The organism is Catellatospora coxensis, assembly GCF_016862635.1.
GTDB classification, from domain to species: domain Bacteria; phylum Actinomycetota; class Actinomycetes; order Mycobacteriales; family Micromonosporaceae; genus Catellatospora; species Catellatospora coxensis.
Genome location: NZ_BONI01000124.1, coordinates 1 through 18,146, shown reverse-complemented (window position 1 = coordinate 18,146; position 18,146 = coordinate 1). Strand labels below are relative to the sequence as shown.

Genomic DNA, 18,146 nt, shown 5'->3' with positions numbered 1-18,146 from the left:
GGGCACGCCGGTGGCGGGCCGCGACACGGTCGCGGCCCGCCACTCGGGGCACGTCAGCGCTTGGGCTGGTTGTGCTTGGGCTGGTTGCCCTTCTTGGACTTCATGGAGGTCGGCGAGTTGCCCGCCTGCTCCTTCTTCTGCGCCATCGTCGCGGTGGCCGCATGTTCATGGTCGGCTTCGGCGTGGTTCGGGGAATGCGCGTTCATGCCGCCGGCCGCTTGACTCTGCTGGCTGCCCGCGTGCTGGGCGTCCTCGTGCCGGGCGGTGCGCGGGTCGCGGTCGGGTCGGTTGTTCTTCGCCATGCTGACGTGCCTCCTCGGGCCTGGGCCTCAGCTCCCTGCTGACACCCACGGCCCACGCTAGAAGAGCAGCTGTCGGGCATGCGGCGGAATGGACAATCTCGGCATACCGGCCGGTAGCAAAGGTCAGCCTGCGTCCCGGCCCAGGTACGCGGCCAGCCGGTCGGCTTCGGTGGCGCCCGCCGGGGCCGGGCGCTCGGCGCCGAACGGGCCGCCGTCGCGGGGCATGCCGTCCAGAAAGGACCGCCAGCTCGCCAGCACCCGGCGGGCCAGCTCGGGCGCGACGTCGGTGCTCGTGCCGAGCGCGCGGGCCAGATCCCAGCCGTGCGTGGTCAGCTCGTTGACGACGTGCTGCACGGTGACCGCGCCCGGCTGCGGCCCGATCGGCGTCGGCGCGACCTCGGCCAGGTAACCCGGCCGCCGGAATGCGGCCCGGGCCCGCGCGGCGTGCTCGCCGAACGCGGCCACCGGGTCGGCGTAGTCGGGCTCGTCCTCGGGTATCGGCGTGCCCTCGGCCAGCGTGGCGTAGCGGTCGTTGACGAACGCCAGGTGGCGCAGCAGCCGCCGCACCGTCCAGCCCTCGCACGGGGTCGGGTCGCCCAGCTGCCGTGGGGTGACCGTGCGTGCCAGCGCCCCGACCTCGGCGGTGATGGCGTCGTACGCGGCCAGGGGGTGGTCCAGCGTCAGATAACCGTCCATGCCCCGATCGTGCCCCGGCCCGGTGGCATTCACGCCTGGGCGGGGCGCAGCGTGCCCGGCGCGGGCGCGTGCTGCCAGCGGGTCTCCTTGGCGGCGCCGTCCAGGGCGCACGTCCACAGCCGCCCGTCCGCGCCGACGACCGCCGCGTACGCCCGCCCGCGCGAGTCGACGGTCACCGCGGGCGCGCCGGTGAACAGCGCCGCCGACGCCGACCACACCGGCGTGTCGCCGGGCCGGTGCGCCTCGGTGATGCCGACCCGGCCCGCGTCGTCGCGGCGCAGCAGCCGCAGGCGGCCGTCGCGGAACAGCCCGGCCGGCGCGCCGGTGCCCCCGCCCGCCGGAACCGTCGTCGCGACCCCGTCCAGCAGCACGGTCAGCGTCGCCCCGTCGGCGTGCCCGACCAGCACCGGTCCGTGGCCGCCCGCGGCGGTGCGGGCCGCCGACAGGGTGCCGTCCATCGCCTCGCGCAGCAGCACCCGCGGCTCGCCGAAGCGCCCCGCCGGGCTGTCCCGGCTCCAGCACAGCAGCTCGTCGTCGGTCACCGCGTACAGATCGGTGCGCGGGCCGGCCGACACCGCGACCAGCGCGTCGCGGATGCCCTTGCCGCCCAGCCGGATCCACGGGCCCCAGGACCCGCCCGCGGCCCGCGCGCGCATCGCGGCCCCGCGGTCGAAGTCGCGGGTGAACACGCTCAGGCCGCCGTCGGCGTCGGCGACCGCGACCGGCATGCCGACCTCCCTGGCCCGCGCCGGGTCGCCGCCCGCGTCCGGGTTGCCCAGCTCCGCCCAGACGACCGGACCGCCGGGCACGGCCTGCTCGCCGTGCACCACGGCCAGCCGCGGACCGGCGAGGGCCAGGTCCTGGCGTACCCCGAACAGGTGCACCCGGCCGTCCGGGGTGGACACCACCGACAGGCAGGGCAGCAGGTTCTCCCCGCCGACCGGCTCCGGAGCGGACCACGCGCCGGGGTCCGTGCCGCGCCGCCACATCAGCGCCGTGCCGCCGAACACCGCGAACGCCGCCAGCCCGTCCGGGTACGCGACCAGCCACGTGGTGCCGCCCGGGTGCCGGTAGGTCTGGCTGCGGCCGTAGCGCTTGGCCCGCGAGCGGGTGCCGACCTGCAGGTCGCCGCAGCCGTACGGGACCGCGCAGGGATGCCCGTCGGCCCAGCCGTAGATGTCCAGGTAGGAGAACTTGCGCTCGTACACGGCCGGGCTGAGGTTGCGCGGCCAGTACTTGTTGAAGTAGCCGCGGTAGCTCTGCACCTGCACCGCCTCGCCGGCCCGCCGGTGGCGGCGCACCGCCTCGACCGCGAACCACGCCGCGTACAGGTGGTCGGTGTGGTCGGAGTACTCGACGTCGTCCTCGCTGTACTTCAGGTGCTCCGGGGCGGGGTCCAGGGTGCGCACCACCGTCGGCTCGGCCGTGTCGAGCAGCGAGGCCAGGATGGCGAACACCTCGTCGCGGGTCAGCCGGCCGGCCGCGGGCAGCGGGCTGTCGGTGGGCCGCAGGTAGGGCTGGGCGTCGCGGCGGCCGTCCCACAGCCACTCCAGCCGGTTGGCGCCGGGGCCGTCGACAGGTGCGCGCAGGTTGAGGAAGGCCAGCGTGACGTGCGGGGCGGCGGCGAGCGTCGCGGTCTCGTACACCGCGTCCCCGACGTGGCGGACCTCGCGCCGCCAGGCGCTGTCGGGGTTTCCCGTGGCCATCGCCGCGTACGCCGCCCGGATGCCGTACTGCCGCGCCGCGGCGTACCCCTCGAAGTCGGGTTTGGGTTTGCGGCCCTCGCCCAGCTGCGCGTTGACGCCGTTGGCCTCGCCTGCGGTGAGGTAGACGCTGGTCACCGCGTTCCCGCCGTCGAGGGCCTGCATCACGTCGGGGTTGAGGAAGTACAGGTCGTCGTCGGGGTGCGCGCAGATGTTGAGGAACGCGGCCGGGCGGGGCGGCGCGCCGGCCGACCAGACCCGCTCCCAGGGCCGGGTCAGGCCCAGTCCGATCACCCCGCCGCCGGCCAGCAGCAGGGCGCTGAGCGCCGTGCGCCGGTGCAAGTCAGCCGTCCTGTCGCGCGGCGTCCGGCTCCGGCAGCTCCCACGGCGCCGCCACCGGGTAGTACGCCGTCAGGAAGTCGCGCAGCAGCTGCTGGCGGCCCTGCCGCTGCTCGGGCGTGCCGTCCTCGTCGTTGACGCAGAACACGTCCTGATCACGCCGGGCGAGCACCTGCGCGAGCTGCCGGTTCTTGTCGGATGCGGCGAGGCTCACGTACGTGCTGGTGATCCGGTCGATGGCGGCCCGGCCGGTGGCCAGCGCGTAGTAGTGGTAGGCCGAGGACACCAGCGAGACGTCCGAGGCGTCCCGGAACCGGTTGCCCGCGGTGCGTTCCAGCTCCTGGGCGTACCGGTCGGACATCTCGGCGAGCACGTCGCGGCGCAGCGCGTGCGGGACGTGCTTCATCTTGTAGGTCAGGTGCCGGCCGAAGTCGCGGGCGATCAGCACGCGGTTGTTCTTGCCCGCCACGGTCGGGGCCAGGTCGGTGGCGTCCGCCGCGCCCGGGGCGACCTTGCCCTTCGACGGGAACAGTTTCGACAGCCCGTTGGGCTGGAAGAACTTCAGCGCGTTGACCGGCCGGCCGACGAACACGTCGTCGTTGAAGTAGACGAAGTGCTCGCTGAGCCCGTCGATGTGGTGCAGGCGGCTCTCGATGGCGTGGGAGTTGAACGTCGGCAGGCGGCCGTGCTCGCCGAACAGCTCCTTGTGCGCGACCACGCGTACCCGGTCGTGGCAGGTGTCCAGCCACGACGGCACCTGATCGTCGGTGACCAGCCAGATCCGGCGCACCCACGGCGCGTACAGGTGCAGCGAGCGCATCGAGTAGCGCAGCTCGTCGTGGTTGGCGAACCGGGACAGCCCGGTGGCGTGGGCTGCCGGCGGCCGGTCGTGCGCGGCCAGGGCGGCGTCGCGGCGGGCCTGCCAGGCCGGGTCGTCGTCGTCGACCCAGGTGTAGACGACGTCGACGGGGAAGGTGATGTCGTCGAGCAGGGTGCCGGCGAACTCCGGCCGGGTGGGGCGCTGCGCCTGGCCGGGCACGTGCGCCGACGTCATCCGGGTGAAGTCGGCCTCGTCCAGCTGCACCGCGGAACCGGTGGCGGACACGAAGTCGGCGGCCCGGTTGGGCCGGGGCGCGTGCAGCGACCCCTGCGGGGTACGCGACCACACCTCCAGGTCGCAGCCGTGCGCCACGCCCAGCAGCAGCGACCCCGACGGGTCGCAGACGTACTGGATCAGCCGGATCACCCGGTGCCCGGCCAGCGTGCGCCAGGCGTGGTGGGACGTGGCCGGCATCGGCGTCTGCACACCCTGGTCGGTGACGGCGGCGACGAACAGCGGCCGGCGCAGCGCCTCACGCCGCAGCGCCTTCCACGCCTCACGCCGCCCGCCCGATCCGATCGCGACCGCCGACGCCTTGTCGTCGTAGCCGCGCACGCAGAAGTGGTCGACTCCCGCGTCGCGCAGCACGGTCAGCACCGTCTCCAGGTTGAGCCGCCGCGCGGCCAGCGGCGTCGCCCCGGCCAGCGGCCGCGCCAGCGCCGGCCCGTGGGGCGTCGGCACCAGTCGCAGCTCGCTGGTGTCATACCGGCTGGTCAGATGCCACCGGACCGCTGAACGCGCCCACCGCTCAGCGGGCCCGCCGGCCCGTCTGACTCGCGGCAGCAGCAGGTCCACCGACCTGCGAGACAACGCGGCCATCGCAGCCGACCGCCCCGGCACCTGGAAGATCACGCCGTAATAACGATCCAGCCCCCGAAAAGGCGACGCCCTGGTGTGGTGGCAGGCTGGGGGCGTGCTTGACGCGACAGAGGTGGCCGAGGTCGAGCGCGCGGTACGCCGCGTCGCCGAGGAGCAGATCCTGCCCAGGTTCGGCCGGCTGGCCGCGGCCGACATCGGCTACAAGACCTCCGAGACCGACTACGTGACCGTCGCCGACCGGGCCGCCGAGGAGGAGCTGGCCAAGCACCTGACCGCGCTGGTGCCCGGCTCGGTCATGGTCGGCGAGGAGGCGGTCGCCGCCGACCCGGGGCTGCTGGCCGCGATCGACGGCGAAGCCCCGGTGTGGATCGTCGACCCGATCGACGGCACGCACAACTTCGTCAGTGGCAGCCCCCGGTTCACCACCCTGGTCGCGCTGGCCCACCGCGGGCGGCTGCTCGCGTCGTGGACGTACGCGCCGGTGATGGACCTGATGGCGGTGGCGACCGCGGGCGGTGGGGCGTACGTCGACGGGCAGCGGGTGAAGGTCCGGCCCGTCGAGCCGACCCTGCGCCACCTGGACGTGAGCGTCTCGCCGCCGATCTGGTGGAAGCCGTCGGAGCGCGCCGGCTTCCACGAGCTCAGCCGGCACGGGGTGGCGCTGTCCTTCTTCGACACCTCGGGCCTGGAGTACATCCAGCTCGCCAGCGGGCGGCGCACCGCGATGGTGCTGACCTGGGAGCTGCCCTGGGACCACGCGGCCGGGCTGCTGCTGCACGCCGAGGCCGGAGGAGTGGCGATGGCCGCCGACGGCAGCCCGTTCCGCCTCGCCGGCGGCAACCCCATGCCCTTCCTGGTCGCCCCCGACCCCGAAACCGCCCACCTCATCCTCTCCGCCCTCCACCACCCCTGACCCCCCGCCGCCCCTCCGGGCCGCAGGTTCGCGTGCACCCGCCGGCTTCAGGTGGCCGCGAGGGCGGCGGTGACCAGGCCCACCGTGGTCCAGTCGACGTTCGGGTCGGTGAGGAGGCGGGCGTAGGTGGTGAACTCCAGGACCGTGTGCTCGCCGTCTGCGGTGACGCCGTGCCGCTGCGGGCCGGACTCCAGGGCGTCCAGTTCCGCCTCGGTCAGTTCCAGGCTGAACAGGTGCACGCGGTGCGCCGAGACGGTCGCGGCGGGCTGGCGCACGCCGTGCGGGCGCAGCCGCGCCGCGTCCACCCGCAGGCCCGTCTCCTCGGCCAGCTCCGCCAGCGCCACGTGCCGCGGGTCGGCCGTGCCGGGCTGCGACCCGCCGGGCAGCTCGTGCACGTACCCGTCGGTGGTGACGGCGCTGGACCGGAACTCGCGCACCAGCACGATCCGGGTCTCCGGCAGGCTGCCGCCGGGCAGGTAGGCGACCACCGCGCTGACATCCGGGCGGCCGATGACCACCTCGTTGTCCTTGACCCGGCCCTCGGCGGCGACCTCCACGCCGACGTGCGCAGCCCACCAGAACGCCCGCCCGTCCGGGCCCGGCCAGGTCCAGGCCACTCGCGCCGAGCGCAGCCGGTTCCCGGCGGCCTCCTGCCCGGCCAGCCACGTCCGCACGCCTTCGTCGTGCCACAGGGCCAGGGGCAGCTCGCGGTGCGCGCCCGCCCGCAGGGCACCGCCGCCGAGCAGCGCCAGGGCCGCGGACAGGGTGCCGTCGAGGGTGTCGGCGACCGGCGCGCCGTGCAGCTGCGCGTAGTGGGACAGGTAGCGCAGGCCCGGCGCGTCCGGCGGCGCGCCGAGCACCACCCGGCCGCTGGACTCCCAGCGTCCCCACTCGACGTTGGTGGTGAAGCCGGGCAGGGTGGCCAGGTCGCGCGGCACCCAGAAGACGACCGCGTCCGACAGGTGCAGGCAGGTGTCCTCCCACTGGACCTGGCGCAGCCAGCCGTGCGGCATCCCGCCCTCGGGCCGCTCGGGCACGAACACCACCAGCCGGCCCGGGCCGGTCCAGAGCTGTGCGAGCAGGTCCACGGCCTGCGGTCGCCAGGACGCGACCTCGGGCGTACGCGGCGTCGGACCGGCCAGGAACAGGGCCGCGTCCCAGGAGTCCGGGGGCTGCTCGCCGGCGTACACGGTGACGACCTCGCGCGGGCTCTCCATGCCGATGATCGTCGCACGCGTTCCCGCGCCCACGGCGGCCGTCGGTAGGGTGGGCGGATGCGAGTGCGGCCGGTGACGCCCGGGGGACTGGTGAGCGAGCTGGTCGAGCGGATCGGCAAGGTCGCGGACCCGGACGGGTGGGTCCGCGTGGCGCTGGACGGCGCGCCCGCCGCCGGACCGGACCGGCTCGCCGAGGCGCTGGTCGACCCGCTGCGGGCGCTGGGCCACCAGGTGCTGCACGTACGGACCGTGGACTTCCTGCGCCCGAAGTCGGTGCGCTGGGAGTTCGGCCGGACCAATCCTGACGCGTACTACGAGGGCTGGCTCGACGAGGCCGGGCTGCGCCGGGAGGTGCTCGACCCGCTCGGGCCGGGCGGCACCGGCCGGGTGCTGCCGACGCTGCGCGACCCGGTGCGCGACCGGGCCACCCGGGCCGCCTACCTTTCCCTGCCGCCGGGTGCGGTGCTGCTGGTCAGCGGGGATCTGCTGCTCGGCTCCGGGCTGCCGTTCGAGCTGGCCGTGCACCTGGTGATGTCCCCGGCGGCGCTGGCCCGGCACACCCCGCCGGAGGAGGCCTGGGCGCTGCCCGCGTACGCCCGCTACGCCGACGAGGTGGCCCCGCAGACGTTCGCCGACCTGGTGGTGAAGGTCGACGACTCCCGCCACCCGGCGATCATGTCTGTCGATTAACGCGCGCCGCCGGCGGGCGGAGGCGCACGATGGCCCCAGGGGACTGGCTACAGGGGGGTTGATCATGACAACGGCCAAGCAGATCATGCACCTGGGCGCGCAGTGCGTGCCCGAGAACGAGACACTGGCCCGCGCCGCGCAGCTGATGCGCGACATGGGCGTCGGCTCGCTGCCGATCTGCGGCAGCGACGACAAGCTGCGCGGCATCATCACCGACCGCGACATCGTCATCAAGTGCATCGCGGCGGGCGGCGACCCGAACACGACGACCTGCATGGAGATGGCCAAGGGCACGCCGATCTGGGTCGACGCGAAGGCCGACGAGGACGAGGTGCTCAAGACCATGGAGCAGCACAAGATCCGCCGGGTGCCGGTGATCGAGGACCACCAGATCATCGGCATGATCAGCGAGGCGGACCTGGCCCAGCACCTGTCGAACGAGAAGCTGGCGCACTTCGTCTCCACGATCACGGCCGCTCCGCCGACGCGGGGCTGACCGCGACGAAAAGGGGCGCCCCGGCCGGGACGCCCCTTTTCTCGTGCCGGGGTCAGTGCGCGCCGACACCCGTCAGCGAGCGGACCTCCAGCTCGGCGTACTTCTGCGGGTCCGCAGGCTCGCGGGACAGGATCGTGCCCAGCCAGCCGCAGAGGAATCCGACCGGGATCGAGATGATGCCCGGGTTCGACAGCGGGAACCAGTGCCAGTCGGAGCTCGGGAACATCGCGGTCGGGCTGCCCGACACCACCGGTGAGAAGAACACCAGCACCACGGCGGTGATGAGGCCGCCGTAGATCGCCGCCGTCGCGCCGGCGGTGGTGAACCGCTTCCAGAACAGGGAGTACAGGATCGCGGGCAGGTTGCCCGAGGCCGCGACCGCGAACGCCAGCGCGACGAGGAACGCCACGTTGAGGCTCTGCGCGAAGATGGCCAGCACGATCGCGACCGCGCCGATCGCGAACGCCGAGATGCGGGCCACCCGCACCTCGCTGCCCTCGCTGACCTGGCCCTTGCGGATGACGCTGGCGTAGATGTCGTGCGCCAGCGAACTCGACGAGGCCAGGGTGAGACCGGCGACCACCGCCAGGATCGTGGCGAACGCGACTGCCGCGATGATCGCCAGCATCGCCGCACCGCCGTTCGCGCCGCCGAGGAACTTCTCGCCGAGCACCTGGGCCAGCTGCGGCGCGGCGGTGTTGCCGCCCTTGTCCTGGGCGGTGATCGCCTCGCTGCCGACCAGCGCCGCCGCGCCGAAGCCCAGCGCCAGCGTCATCAGGTAGAACGTGCCGATGATGCCGATCGCCCACAGCACGCTCTTGCGGGCGGCCTTGGAGTTGGGCACGGTGTAGAAGCGGATCAGGATGTGCGGCAGGCCGGCGGTGCCCAGCACCAGGGCGATGCCCAGCGACAGCAGGTCCATCTTGTTGTAGAAGGTCTGCGCCGCGTCCCCGGCCACTTCCTTGCCGTAGCGCAGGCCCGGTTCGAGGAACGCAGCGCCCTTGCCTGACTTCGCCGCGGCCTCGCCGAGCAGCCCGGACAGGTTGAACTTGAACGCCGCCAGCACCAGCAGGGTCATCACCGCGGCGCCGACCATCAGCAGGAACGCCTTGACGATCTGGACGTACGTGGTGCCCTTCATGCCGCCGACGGTCACGTACACGATCATCAGGATGCCGATGAAGATGATCGTGGCGATCTTCGCGGTGTCGGCGTCCATGCCCAGGAAGTGCGCCCCGGGCTTGATGCCCAGCAGCAGCGCCACCAGCGCGCCCGCGCCGACCATCTGCGCCAGCAGGTAGAAGATCGACACCACGATGGTGGAGATCGAGGCCGCCACGCGGACCGGCGTCTGGCGCATCCGGAACGCCAGCACGTCGGCCATCGTGTACTTGCCCGAGTTGCGCAGCAGCTCCGCGACCAGCAGCAGGGCCACCAGCCAGGCGACCAGGAAGCCGATCGAGTACAGGAAGCCGTCGTAGCCCGACAGCGCGATGATGCCGGCGATGCCGAGGAAGCTCGCCGCCGACATGTAGTCGCCGCCGATCGCCATGCCGTTGGAGAAGCCGGAGAACGACCGGCCGCCGGCGTAGAAGTCCGTCGCGGTCTTCGTCTGCCGGCTCGCCCAGATCGTGATCGCCAGCGTGAACAGCACGAAGACCACGAACAATACGATTGTCAATGTGCGTGCGCTCATGCCACGACCTCCTTCGGCTGCTCGTCGGCGTCGAACTCGCCGGCCTGGATACGCGCGTTGAGGTCCTCGGCGACCGGGTCGAGCTTGCGGTCGGCGTAGCGGGCGTACAGCCAGGCGATCAGGAACGTCGTCACGAACTGCAGCAGCCCGAAGACCAGCGCCACGTTGATGTTGCCGAACAGGACCGTGCCCATGAAGTCACGCGCGTACGCGGACAGGATCACGTACAGGGCGTACCAGCTGAAGAACGCGATCGTCATCGGGAACACGAATCGCCGCAGCGCGCGGCGCAGCCCCGCGAACTCGGGGTTGTCCGCGATGCGCTCGTAGCGGTCCGGAGCGTCGGTGCTCATGAATCACCAGCCTCGGTTGGGAGAGGAAGCAACGTGGCACGTCGCCGTGTGTGCGACGGGTCACAGTGCGGTTGCCCGCAGGCTAGGGACCGGCGTGTCGATCTGTGAACCGGCCGAAGCGGACATGCGCGGCGTTCGCGCCGAGCGGTCGCCAGTACGCGCCCAGCGGCGCATGCCCGCGCGCCGAACGGCAGCGCTCCCACTCGCCGGCGCGTGATCCTCCTGCCGGTCTCGGCGGTTCGTGAACGCCGCCGGTGTCAGCCCAAGCCCTGCCGACCAGGCCTTATAGCATTGCGGTGTGAGCCGAGAGGTCGAGGAGCTGAACCGGCGGCTGCTCCGCGCCCGCGACGCGATGGACCGCGCCTACGCCCAGCCGCTCGACGTCCGGGCCGTCGCGGCGGTGGCCCACCTTTCCCCGGCGCACTTCAGCCGCTGCTTCCGCGTCACGTTCGGGGAGACGCCGCACCGCTACCTGCAGCGGCGACGGGTGGAGCGCTCGATGTTCCTGCTGCGGGAGACCGGCCGCACCGTCACCGACATCTGTTTCGATGTCGGCTTCGCCAGTCTGGGGACGTTCAGCCGGACCTTCCGGGACATCGTCGGGCAGACGCCGTCGGACTACCGCGGCAGCCACCCGCCGGTGGGCGTGCCCCACTGCGCCCTGATGGCCAACACCCGACCGCGCACGGTAGCCGCGCTCTGATCGAGCAGTTCTGGATAAGCCGAGGCCGTGGCGGTTCGCCTAGCGTGGCGAACGTCCGATCACCGTGCAGAGGAGAGAACATGATCACGAAGCTGAACGTCGCGTCCATCTATGTCCTGGACAAGGACGAGGCGCTGGACTTCTACGTCGGCAAGCTCGGGCTCGAGAAGGGCAACGACGTCCAGCAGGGCTCCTACCGCTGGGTGACCGTCCGGGTGCCCGGCGCCGCGGGCACTGAGATCGCCCTGGAGCAGCCGGGTGCCCCGCTGCACGACGAGGCCACGGCCGAGCAGCTTCGCGAGCTGGTCACGAAGGGCGCGCTGACCGGGCTCGTGCTCAGCACCGACGACGTCCGGGGACTGTACGAAAGCCTGAAGGCGGGCGGCTTCACCGACTTCACCCAGGAGCCCACCGACCACTTCTACGGCACCGACATGGGCATCCGCGACCCGTTCGGCAACCCGGTCCGGATCCTCCAGCAGGGCGATCCCTCCTGAGACGCGTATGGCCGGCGGCACCCGGCCCTCACTGGCGCTGCAGCACTGTTCCGACGCTGTCGGCCGCCGCATCGCGTTCCCGCCGCCGCGCACGCGACCCCAGCACGATGAGCACCGCCGCGACCGCGCCGAGCACCGCGGCGGCGATGAGGGCTTCCAGCAGATGTGAGGTCGTCTCCTCCACGGCGGCCGCGTGTGCCGCGGCCACGGCCGCAGGTGCGTCCTGCGGCGGGATGGACGTGCCGGCGTGATCGGCGAAAGCGGCCACGACCAGCGCCAGCCCGGTGAGGTCCAGCCCGACGGCTGCGGCGAAGAAGAGGTGAAAGCGGCGCACGCCGTGAGTGTGTCAGCCGCCGCCCTGCCGCGCCACGGCACGGCGGTGAGCGACGCGGCAACGTCGCGGATCAAAGCGCTGTTCACCTGGTGAGATGCGGCGGATCCGGGGTGTTTATCGGCCGGCGACCGGGTACGGCATCGCTTACACGCACATACGGGGGGTGGAGTCATGAGCGCCGATTATGAGGCCGGGCCCGCGCGCGGCGGGCCGGTCGGTGATCAGCGGCCGGCGGAGACCATCGAGACATACCGGGTCGGCGAGCAGCGCGAGTTGGTGGTCACCCGCGAAGGAGATCGTTTCGGCGGGATGAAGTTCGGCTCGGCCTTCTTCGGCTGGCTGACCGCGATGGGCACCGCGGTGCTGCTGACGGCGCTGCTGGCCGCGGCCGGAACGGCGCTCGGGCTGGCGGCCGCGGACAACGCCGTCGTGCGGGACGCCACCGGCGCGGTCACCGACACCGCCGCGACGATCGGGACAGCCGGCATCGTCGCGCTGCTGGTGATCTTGTTCGTGTCGTACTACTGCGGCGGCTACGTCGCCGGCCGGATGGCCCGCTTCGACGGCACGAAGCAGGGCGTCGCGGTGTGGCTGTGGTCGATCCTGATCGCCGTCCTGGTGGCGGTGACCGGGGCGGTCCTCGGCGACCAGTACGACGTCCTGTCGCGGCTGAACGGCTTCCCACGGCTGCCGGTCAACGAGGGCGACCTCACCGCGGCCGGGATCGTGACGGCGATCGTGCTGGCGGGTGTCGGGCTGGCCGGCGCGGTCCTCGGCGGGCGCGCCGGGATGCGCTACCACCGCAGGATCGACCACGCCGGGCTCGCCCGCTGACGAGAGCGAAACGTCGCCCGACGGGGCCTGCCCGGCTGGGTGACAGCCGGGCAGGCCCGCTGGTCAGCGCGGACTCACGGCACCTGGAACGGCTCGCCGCAGACAACGTCCTGCGGGCTGGCGGGCGGGTAGAGGCCGTCGGCCGCGGACGGGTTGGCGGCGGTCACCTCGGCGAACCCGACGCAGAAGACCACCGTCCGCCCGGCCAGCGTGATGGGCTTGCCCTGGGCCGACGCCGGATGATCGGGTTCCACCTGGAGCGGCACCCGGAAACCGTCCGACCGGTCGGCACCGGGTTCGAGCACGGAGCCGCGCATCCGCACGGTGGGCACGCGTACGCCGCCGCAGTCGCTGGTGTCCGGGGTCTGGCAGGGATGGATGATGCGTTTCGACAGCTCGATCACCCCGTCCTCGCGGACGCTGACCTCCACCGGCCCCCGCGACCAGCCGGGCCGCTCGGGATCGGTCCAACCCCCGTCGTAGACCACCATCGGCGCACCGGACCGGTTGGCCAGCGTGTACTCGACCGCGACGTCGCCGCCTACGACAGAGGTCCGCGCCGTCAGCTCCAGGTCCGGGTCGCCCGAGCACGCGGCCAGCAGCGCCATGACGAGCAGCAGCCCGGCGGCGCGGCGCGGTCCCGTCACCAGCCGTCCCCGGAGTAGGTGGCGTAGGTGTCGCGTTCGCGCATGCCCATCTCCCGGCGCAGCCCGTTCTCGGTGTACTGGATCGGGTGGTCGGGATCGACCTGGTCCGGCGTCGAGGAGTCGTCGTCGTGGTCGAAGGGCAGCCCCGTCGCCTGCCGCTCGCCCTTCTTGATCCCGTCGTCGGGCCCGCCGGAGATCAGGTCGGACTCGAAGGTGTCGTTCCAGTAGTCGTAGACGTGCCCGAGCTCGTGGTAGAGCACCACCGACGGCCGGCCGCGCTCGGAGTCGAAGGTGAAGGCGGGGTTGTACTGGATGACCGAGTCGGAGTTGGCGAGCTTGTGGCCCTCGCTGGCATAGCCGTTCTCGTCGTCGAGCTCCTTGATGGTCAGCGTGTTCTCGCCGAGCCAGAAGTTCGGGTCGCGCTTGTCCTGGAGGTTCTCCAGCATCTGCTGGCCGGTCGGCGAGGCCCGGTACATGTCGAGGTCGGCGAGCACCCGCTCCTTGAACTCGTCGGAGCCCTCGATCTTGATGAACTGCGCCTTGTCGCTGATCTCGACCTTGACGTCGGAGGCGACGCCGTCGACGGTGTCCTCGTCCTGCCGGTACGCGGTGTCCCGGCCGCCGCCCGCGGTGATGCTGTCCTTGCCGTGCCCGCCGTAGTAGACGTCGTCGCCCGTGCCGCCGGCGAGCTTGTCGTCGCCGTGGCCGCCGGACACGACGTCGTTGCCGGCGCCGCCGTGCAGCGAGTCGTTGCCCTTCGCGCCTTCGAGGTAGTCGTCGTCCTCGCCGCCGGACAGCTGGTCGTCGCCGCCCAGCCCGTACAGCGTGTCCTGTCCCGCGCCGCCGGACAGCACGTCGTTGCCGTCCTGGCCGTCGATGTAGTCGATGCCGGAGCCGCCGGAGACGTAGTCGTCGTTGCGGCCGCCGTAGAGGTCGTCGGTCCCGCGCCCGCCGAAGATCTGCTCGGCGCCGTCGCCGCCGCGGATGGTGTCGTTGCCCGCGCCGCCGAGCAGCGTCACGCTGATGTTGGAGCCCTTCGGCACCTCGATGGTGTCGTTGCCCTCGCCGCCGCGGATGGTGACCGGGGTGCCCGGCGGGTAGTAGTAGTCCGCGCCGTTGACGCTGACGATGACGTCGCCGGTCTTCGGGTCGATCCGGACCTTGACGTCGTCGTCGCCGGTGCCGGTGTTCACCACCGCCCGGCCGTCCACCATGATCACCGAAACGCCGTCGGTCGCCTCCGCGGGAAGCGTGAACGGGTCGGTGTTGCCCGTGGCGATCGCGCCCCAGTCGGCGGCGATGGTGTCCCAGCCCGCCTTGTCGAAGCCGCTGAGCTGCTGGGCGAGCGCCTGCTCCAGCTCCTTGCGCAGGGTCGCGGCCTCGGCGACGGCGTCGCTGATCAGCTTCTGCTCTTCCGTGCTGCGCGGATAGAACGTGCCGCCGACGTCGCGGAACCGCACCTTGTCGTATTCGGCGTCGAGCAGCCCCTGGTAGCGGTGGAGCAGATCGGCCACGCCCTCCAGGTGCCCGGCCAGCTTGTCCGCGTTGCCCTGCACCGCGTCCACGCTGGAGACCAGCTTCGTCTTGTGGTTCACGTAGCTGTCCCGGGCCGGGCCCGACCACTGGGAGCCCACCAGCTTCTTGGCGTCCGCGTCGATGTCGTCGCCCAGCGTCGTGGCCGACTTGGCGAACCGCCGCCACGCCGACGCGGCGCTGTTGATCCGCCCCGGGTTCGCGTGCAACTGCCAGGTCGACTCGGCCGCCGTGATCGGCGGGAAGTGCTCCTGGTCCTCCGGTGGGATCCCCATCGGCGGCCTCCCCGTGGTCAGATCGGAATGTTGCGGTGCTTCTGCCGCAGCTTGCGCTCGGCTTCCTCGTCGGCCTGCTGGTAGGCGAAGGCCACCCGGAGCAGGCTCTCGTTGTCCACCTCGAGCACGGTGACCAGACGTTCCGTCGCCGTGCCGGCGCTGCCCTCCACGCCGTGGTAGGCGTCGGTCTGCCTGCCCGCGTTCGACACGTTGCCGAAGTCGGCTGTGGACAGCACCGCGTCGGCCCTGACGGCGCGCAGCGCCGCCGCGAGATCCTGCGAGCCGTCCAGACAGGACTGCGCGACCCGCGCCAGCTCGACGGGATCGGCCCGTACCTCCCCGCTCATGCAAGGCACCCTACAACGCCGCCGCGCCGCGCTCCACCGAAGCTTCGATCTCCCGGTGGCGAACGACTAGCCCCAGTGCTGCTTGGCGGGGCGGATGAGGCGGTCCTTGAGCACGCGGGTGTGGCGGCGCGCCACCGGCAGCTGGTGCCCGCCGACCGACACCACGTACCCGGAGCCGGTCAGGCGCAGCTCGGTGACCAGGTCCAGGCGTACCAGGTAGGAGCGGTGGATGCGGAGGAAACCGGCATCGGTCCAGCGCTCCTCCAGCTGGGTCAGCGACACGCGCACCAGGTGCGAGCCGTCGGTGGTGTGCAGGCGGGCGTAGTCGCCCTGCGCCTCCACCCAGCACACCGACGAGCGGGGCAGCAGCCGTACCACGCCGCCCAGCTCCACCGGGATCATCGGATCCCCGCCCGGCGGGGCGGCCTCCGGCGGGGCCGTGGGCCGGTCCTCGACGGCGGCGCGCTCGGTCAGCACCCGGCGCAGCGATTCGGCGATGCGCTCGGCACGCACCGGTTTGCGCACGTAGTCGACGACGCCGAGGTCGAAGGCGTCGGCGGCCCGGTCGTCGTACGCGGTGACGAAGACGACGGCGGGGGAGCGGGCGAAGCGCTGCAGCACCCGGGCCAGGTCCATGCCGTCCAGGCCGGGCATGCGGATGTCGAGGAACGCCACGTCGACGTCGTTCTCGTGCAGCACCCGCAGGGCTTCGGCGGCGTCGGCGGCGCTGTGCACGTACTCGACGCGCGGGTCGTTGCGCAGCAGGTAGAGCAGCTCGTCGAGGGCCGGGGGCTCGTCGTCGACAGCGAGCACCCGCAGCCGCGGCGGGGTCGCGGGGCGGCCGGTCATGCCCGCCTCCCGTCGCGCCCGGCGGCGGGCCGGCCGCCCGGCGCGATCGTCGGCTCGCTGAGCACGGTGCCGCGGAACTTGGGGATGCGCAGGCTGACCCGGGTGCCGGCCTGCGGGGCGGTCTCGACGACCAGGCCGTACGCGTCGCCGAACACCGCGCGCAGCCGGTCGTCCACGTTGCCGAGCCCGACGTGCTGCCCGCCGTCGCCGTCCGCGGTGCCGTCTCCGTCGAGCAGCACCGCCGGGTCCATGCCCACGCCGTCGTCCTCCACGATGATCTCGCAGTCCGCGCCCGCGTCCGCGGCGATGATCCGGATCGTGCCCACCCCGGGTTTGGGGTGCAGCCCGTGCCGGACCGCGTTCTCCACCAAGGGTTGCAGGCACAGGAACGGCACCTCCACCGGCAGCACCTCGGGCGCGACCCGCAGCCGCACCTGGAGGCGCTCGCCGAAGCGGGCGCGTTCGATGGTCAGGTAGCGGTCGATCGAGCGCAGCTCCTCGGCGAGGGTGGTGAACTCGCCGTGCGCGCGGAAGGAGTACCGGGTGAACTCGGCGAATTCGAGGATCAGCTCGCGGGCGCGCTCGGGGTCGGTGCGGACGAACGAGGCGATCGCGGTCAGCGCGTTGTAGACGAAGTGCGGGCTGATCTGCGCGCGCAGCGCCCGCACCTCGGCGCGGGCCGACCGGGCCCGTTCCTCCTGCAGCTCGGCCAGCTCCAGTTGCAGGCCGACCCAGTGCGCGGTCTCCAGGACCACCCGGACCAGGCCGGGCGTCGGTCGCGCCTCGGTGACGGCGACCAGGGCGGCACCCGTACCCCCGTCGGGTTTGGAGACCGGGGCGGCGACCGCACCGCGCACCGGGCAGTCCAGGCGCACGCACGTCAGCTCCTGGGGCCGCAGCAGCACCGGCCGGCCGCTGGACTGCGCCCGCTGCGCCGCGGCCAGCAGCGCCTCCCGGTGGTGGCCGCCCGCGCCGTCGTGGGCCAGGAATCCGGTGCCGTCGGCCAGCGCCAGCCCGGCCGCGCCGACCAGCGTGCGCAGGTGCCGCAGCGCGGCGGCCGCGGTCTCGTCACGCAGGCCCTGCCGCAGCGGCTCGCTGGCCAGCGTCGCCAGGTGCAGCACCTGGTATGTCGCCCGCTCCTCAGGGGTGACGACCCGGCGCCGCCCGCGCATCATCACCACCGCGGTCGCGGCGATGACGGCCGCCACGGCGGCGGCGCCCAGCGCTGGGTACATGGCAGCGATCGTGCCACGCCCCGCCGCCGCACTCCACCCCGTCCACCGCCAAGCCCCCGAGTACACCCGGATCAAGGCCGAGCTGGGCGTCCCCGACACGTGCGGCGCCTCGCAGGTCGCGGCGCGTATGTCGGTCGATCCGGCCGCGCTGGGCGCCCACACCCGGCTCGAGGGGCGTGCCGTGCTGGCGCTGACCGAGTGCGGCCGACGGTACGGCTACCCGCCGAGCGGGCTCGACATCTGATCACGCCCGCGCGGCGGACGTCCGTGACGAGGCACCGGCTTGCCCGTCCCGCCGTCGATCGGCCCCTCGACCGGGTGAAATGGGGCTGCGGCGGGGTGCGCGCCGGTGCGACGATCCTGCGTTGACATCCTCCCCGCCCTAAGGACGGGGATTCCCTTGGTCGCCCTCGGGTTTTCCTGTTTCGCCGACGACCGCCCCGTCCGAGAGGATCCTCGTTGAGGTCTTACACCGTCTCCGCAGGCTGTCACCGCCAGTCCGGCGGCCAGAATGTTGCGGGCCGCGTTCACGTCGCGGTCGTGGATGCTGCCGCACGGGCACGTCCACTCCCGTACGTCCAGCGGCATCCGTTCAGCGAGAGCGCCGCACGCCGAGCACAGGCGGGTCGAGGGGAACCAGCGGTCCACGACGACCAGATCCCGGCCATGCCAGGCGGCCTTGTACTCCAGCATGGTGCGCAGCTGCCGCCAGGCCGCGTCGCTGATCGCGCGGGCCAGACGATGGTTCTTGACCATGTTGCGTACGGCCAGGTCCTCGATAACGATCG

The 18,146-nt window shown here is 72.7% G+C and carries 21 protein-coding genes; 7 read left to right on the top strand and 14 right to left on the bottom strand.

Features of this window, described 5'->3' with window-relative positions; all coding sequences use genetic code 11:
* Nucleotides 1-53 precede the first annotated feature (53 nt).
* From Cco03nite_RS39725 to Cco03nite_RS39710, 4 genes are all read right to left on the bottom strand, one after another.
* Entirely contained in the window at nucleotides 54-302 is a 249-nt protein-coding gene (locus Cco03nite_RS39725) for a hypothetical protein (protein ID WP_203699210.1), read from the bottom strand.
* A 123-nt stretch (nucleotides 303-425) separates the two neighbouring features.
* Nucleotides 426-998, bottom strand: coding sequence for a TIGR03086 family metal-binding protein (locus Cco03nite_RS39720; RefSeq protein ID WP_203699209.1), 573 nt, complete (start codon nucleotides 996-998; stop codon nucleotides 426-428).
* Nucleotides 999-1,027: 29 nt separating this feature from the next.
* Nucleotides 1,028-3,043 (bottom strand): PIG-L family deacetylase, encoded by a 2,016-nt coding sequence (locus Cco03nite_RS39715; RefSeq protein ID WP_203699208.1) that lies wholly within the window; start codon nucleotides 3,041-3,043, stop codon nucleotides 1,028-1,030.
* Nucleotide 3,044: 1 nt separating this feature from the next.
* Nucleotides 3,045-4,601: a stealth family protein gene (locus Cco03nite_RS39710; protein ID WP_203699207.1), complete on the bottom strand. Its 1,557-nt coding sequence runs from the start codon at nucleotides 4,599-4,601 to the stop codon at nucleotides 3,045-3,047.
* 232 nt (nucleotides 4,602-4,833) lie between these two features.
* Here Cco03nite_RS39710 and Cco03nite_RS39705 point away from each other — a divergent pair, with 232 nt between their 5' ends.
* The gene (locus Cco03nite_RS39705; RefSeq protein ID WP_239168035.1) at nucleotides 4,834-5,652 is read left to right on the top strand and encodes an inositol monophosphatase family protein; all 819 of its coding nucleotides are present in this window, start codon (nucleotides 4,834-4,836) and stop codon (nucleotides 5,650-5,652) included.
* A gap of 47 nt (nucleotides 5,653-5,699) precedes the next feature.
* Here the strand turns inward: Cco03nite_RS39705 and Cco03nite_RS39700 are convergent, their stop codons facing one another.
* Nucleotides 5,700-6,869 (bottom strand): nucleoside 2-deoxyribosyltransferase domain-containing protein, encoded by a 1,170-nt coding sequence (locus Cco03nite_RS39700; RefSeq protein ID WP_203699206.1) that lies wholly within the window; start codon nucleotides 6,867-6,869, stop codon nucleotides 5,700-5,702.
* Nucleotides 6,870-6,926: 57 nt separating this feature from the next.
* Here Cco03nite_RS39700 and Cco03nite_RS39695 point away from each other — a divergent pair, with 57 nt between their 5' ends.
* Both Cco03nite_RS39695 and Cco03nite_RS39690 read left to right on the top strand, forming a co-directional pair.
* Nucleotides 6,927-7,559: a nucleoside/nucleotide kinase family protein gene (locus tag Cco03nite_RS39695; protein WP_203699205.1), complete on the top strand. Its 633-nt coding sequence runs from the start codon at nucleotides 6,927-6,929 to the stop codon at nucleotides 7,557-7,559.
* A 64-nt stretch (nucleotides 7,560-7,623) separates the two neighbouring features.
* The gene (locus Cco03nite_RS39690; RefSeq protein WP_203699204.1) at nucleotides 7,624-8,055 is read left to right on the top strand and encodes a CBS domain-containing protein; all 432 of its coding nucleotides are present in this window, start codon (nucleotides 7,624-7,626) and stop codon (nucleotides 8,053-8,055) included.
* Between the two features lie 52 nt (nucleotides 8,056-8,107).
* On the opposite strand, the gene Cco03nite_RS39685 is transcribed toward Cco03nite_RS39690, so the two are convergent.
* Both Cco03nite_RS39685 and Cco03nite_RS39680 read right to left on the bottom strand, forming a co-directional pair.
* Nucleotides 8,108-9,751 (bottom strand): monocarboxylic acid transporter, encoded by a 1,644-nt coding sequence (locus tag Cco03nite_RS39685; RefSeq protein WP_203699203.1) that lies wholly within the window; start codon nucleotides 9,749-9,751, stop codon nucleotides 8,108-8,110.
* Nucleotides 9,748-10,104 (bottom strand): DUF485 domain-containing protein, encoded by a 357-nt coding sequence (locus tag Cco03nite_RS39680; RefSeq protein ID WP_203699202.1) that lies wholly within the window; start codon nucleotides 10,102-10,104, stop codon nucleotides 9,748-9,750. Before Cco03nite_RS39680 ends, Cco03nite_RS39685 begins: the two co-directional genes overlap by 4 nt.
* A 298-nt stretch (nucleotides 10,105-10,402) precedes the next feature.
* Here Cco03nite_RS39680 and Cco03nite_RS39675 point away from each other — a divergent pair, with 298 nt between their 5' ends.
* Both Cco03nite_RS39675 and Cco03nite_RS39670 read left to right on the top strand, forming a co-directional pair.
* Nucleotides 10,403-10,807, top strand: a complete 405-nt coding sequence (locus tag Cco03nite_RS39675) for a helix-turn-helix transcriptional regulator (RefSeq protein WP_203699201.1) — start codon at nucleotides 10,403-10,405, stop codon at nucleotides 10,805-10,807.
* A gap of 80 nt (nucleotides 10,808-10,887) precedes the next feature.
* Nucleotides 10,888-11,304 (top strand): VOC family protein, encoded by a 417-nt coding sequence (locus Cco03nite_RS39670; protein WP_203699200.1) that lies wholly within the window; start codon nucleotides 10,888-10,890, stop codon nucleotides 11,302-11,304.
* A gap of 28 nt (nucleotides 11,305-11,332) precedes the next feature.
* Here Cco03nite_RS39670 and Cco03nite_RS39665 read toward each other — a convergent pair whose 3' ends face one another.
* Nucleotides 11,333-11,638, bottom strand: coding sequence for a hypothetical protein (locus Cco03nite_RS39665; protein WP_203699199.1), 306 nt, complete (start codon nucleotides 11,636-11,638; stop codon nucleotides 11,333-11,335).
* 171 nt (nucleotides 11,639-11,809) lie between these two features.
* On the opposite strand from Cco03nite_RS39665, the gene Cco03nite_RS39660 reads away from it, so the two are divergent.
* On the top strand, nucleotides 11,810-12,472 hold the full coding sequence (locus Cco03nite_RS39660) for a hypothetical protein (protein WP_203699198.1): 663 nt from the start codon (nucleotides 11,810-11,812) through the stop codon (nucleotides 12,470-12,472).
* 74 nt (nucleotides 12,473-12,546) lie between these two features.
* On the opposite strand, the gene Cco03nite_RS39655 is transcribed toward Cco03nite_RS39660, so the two are convergent.
* The 5 genes from Cco03nite_RS39655 to Cco03nite_RS39635 all read right to left on the bottom strand — a co-directional run bounded on the left by Cco03nite_RS39655 (nucleotide 12,547) and on the right by Cco03nite_RS39635 (nucleotide 17,358).
* The gene (locus Cco03nite_RS39655) at nucleotides 12,547-13,119 is read right to left on the bottom strand and encodes a hypothetical protein (RefSeq protein ID WP_203699197.1); all 573 of its coding nucleotides are present in this window, start codon (nucleotides 13,117-13,119) and stop codon (nucleotides 12,547-12,549) included.
* Nucleotides 13,116-14,927: a M91 family zinc metallopeptidase gene (locus Cco03nite_RS39650; RefSeq protein ID WP_203699196.1), complete on the bottom strand. Its 1,812-nt coding sequence runs from the start codon at nucleotides 14,925-14,927 to the stop codon at nucleotides 13,116-13,118. Before Cco03nite_RS39650 ends, Cco03nite_RS39655 begins: the two co-directional genes overlap by 4 nt.
* A gap of 17 nt (nucleotides 14,928-14,944) precedes the next feature.
* Nucleotides 14,945-15,274, bottom strand: coding sequence for a hypothetical protein (locus Cco03nite_RS39645; RefSeq protein WP_203699195.1), 330 nt, complete (start codon nucleotides 15,272-15,274; stop codon nucleotides 14,945-14,947).
* A 66-nt stretch (nucleotides 15,275-15,340) separates the two neighbouring features.
* Nucleotides 15,341-16,123: a LytR/AlgR family response regulator transcription factor gene (locus Cco03nite_RS39640; RefSeq protein WP_203699194.1), complete on the bottom strand. Its 783-nt coding sequence runs from the start codon at nucleotides 16,121-16,123 to the stop codon at nucleotides 15,341-15,343.
* Complete coding sequence (locus tag Cco03nite_RS39635; RefSeq protein WP_203699193.1) at nucleotides 16,120-17,358, bottom strand: sensor histidine kinase; 1,239 nt, start codon at nucleotides 17,356-17,358, stop codon at nucleotides 16,120-16,122. The genes Cco03nite_RS39640 and Cco03nite_RS39635 overlap by 4 nt, the downstream gene beginning before the upstream one ends.
* Here Cco03nite_RS39635 and Cco03nite_RS39630 point away from each other — a divergent pair.
* A complete protein-coding gene (locus Cco03nite_RS39630; protein ID WP_203699192.1) occupies nucleotides 17,357-17,602 on the top strand; it encodes a hypothetical protein in 246 nt (81 codons plus the stop codon). The genes Cco03nite_RS39635 and Cco03nite_RS39630 overlap by 2 nt on opposite strands.
* Here Cco03nite_RS39630 and Cco03nite_RS39625 read toward each other — a convergent pair.
* Nucleotides 17,575-18,146 (bottom strand): RNA-guided endonuclease TnpB family protein (locus Cco03nite_RS39625; RefSeq protein WP_203699191.1); only part of this gene is annotated, 572 nt, incomplete at its 5' end. The genes Cco03nite_RS39630 and Cco03nite_RS39625 overlap by 28 nt on opposite strands.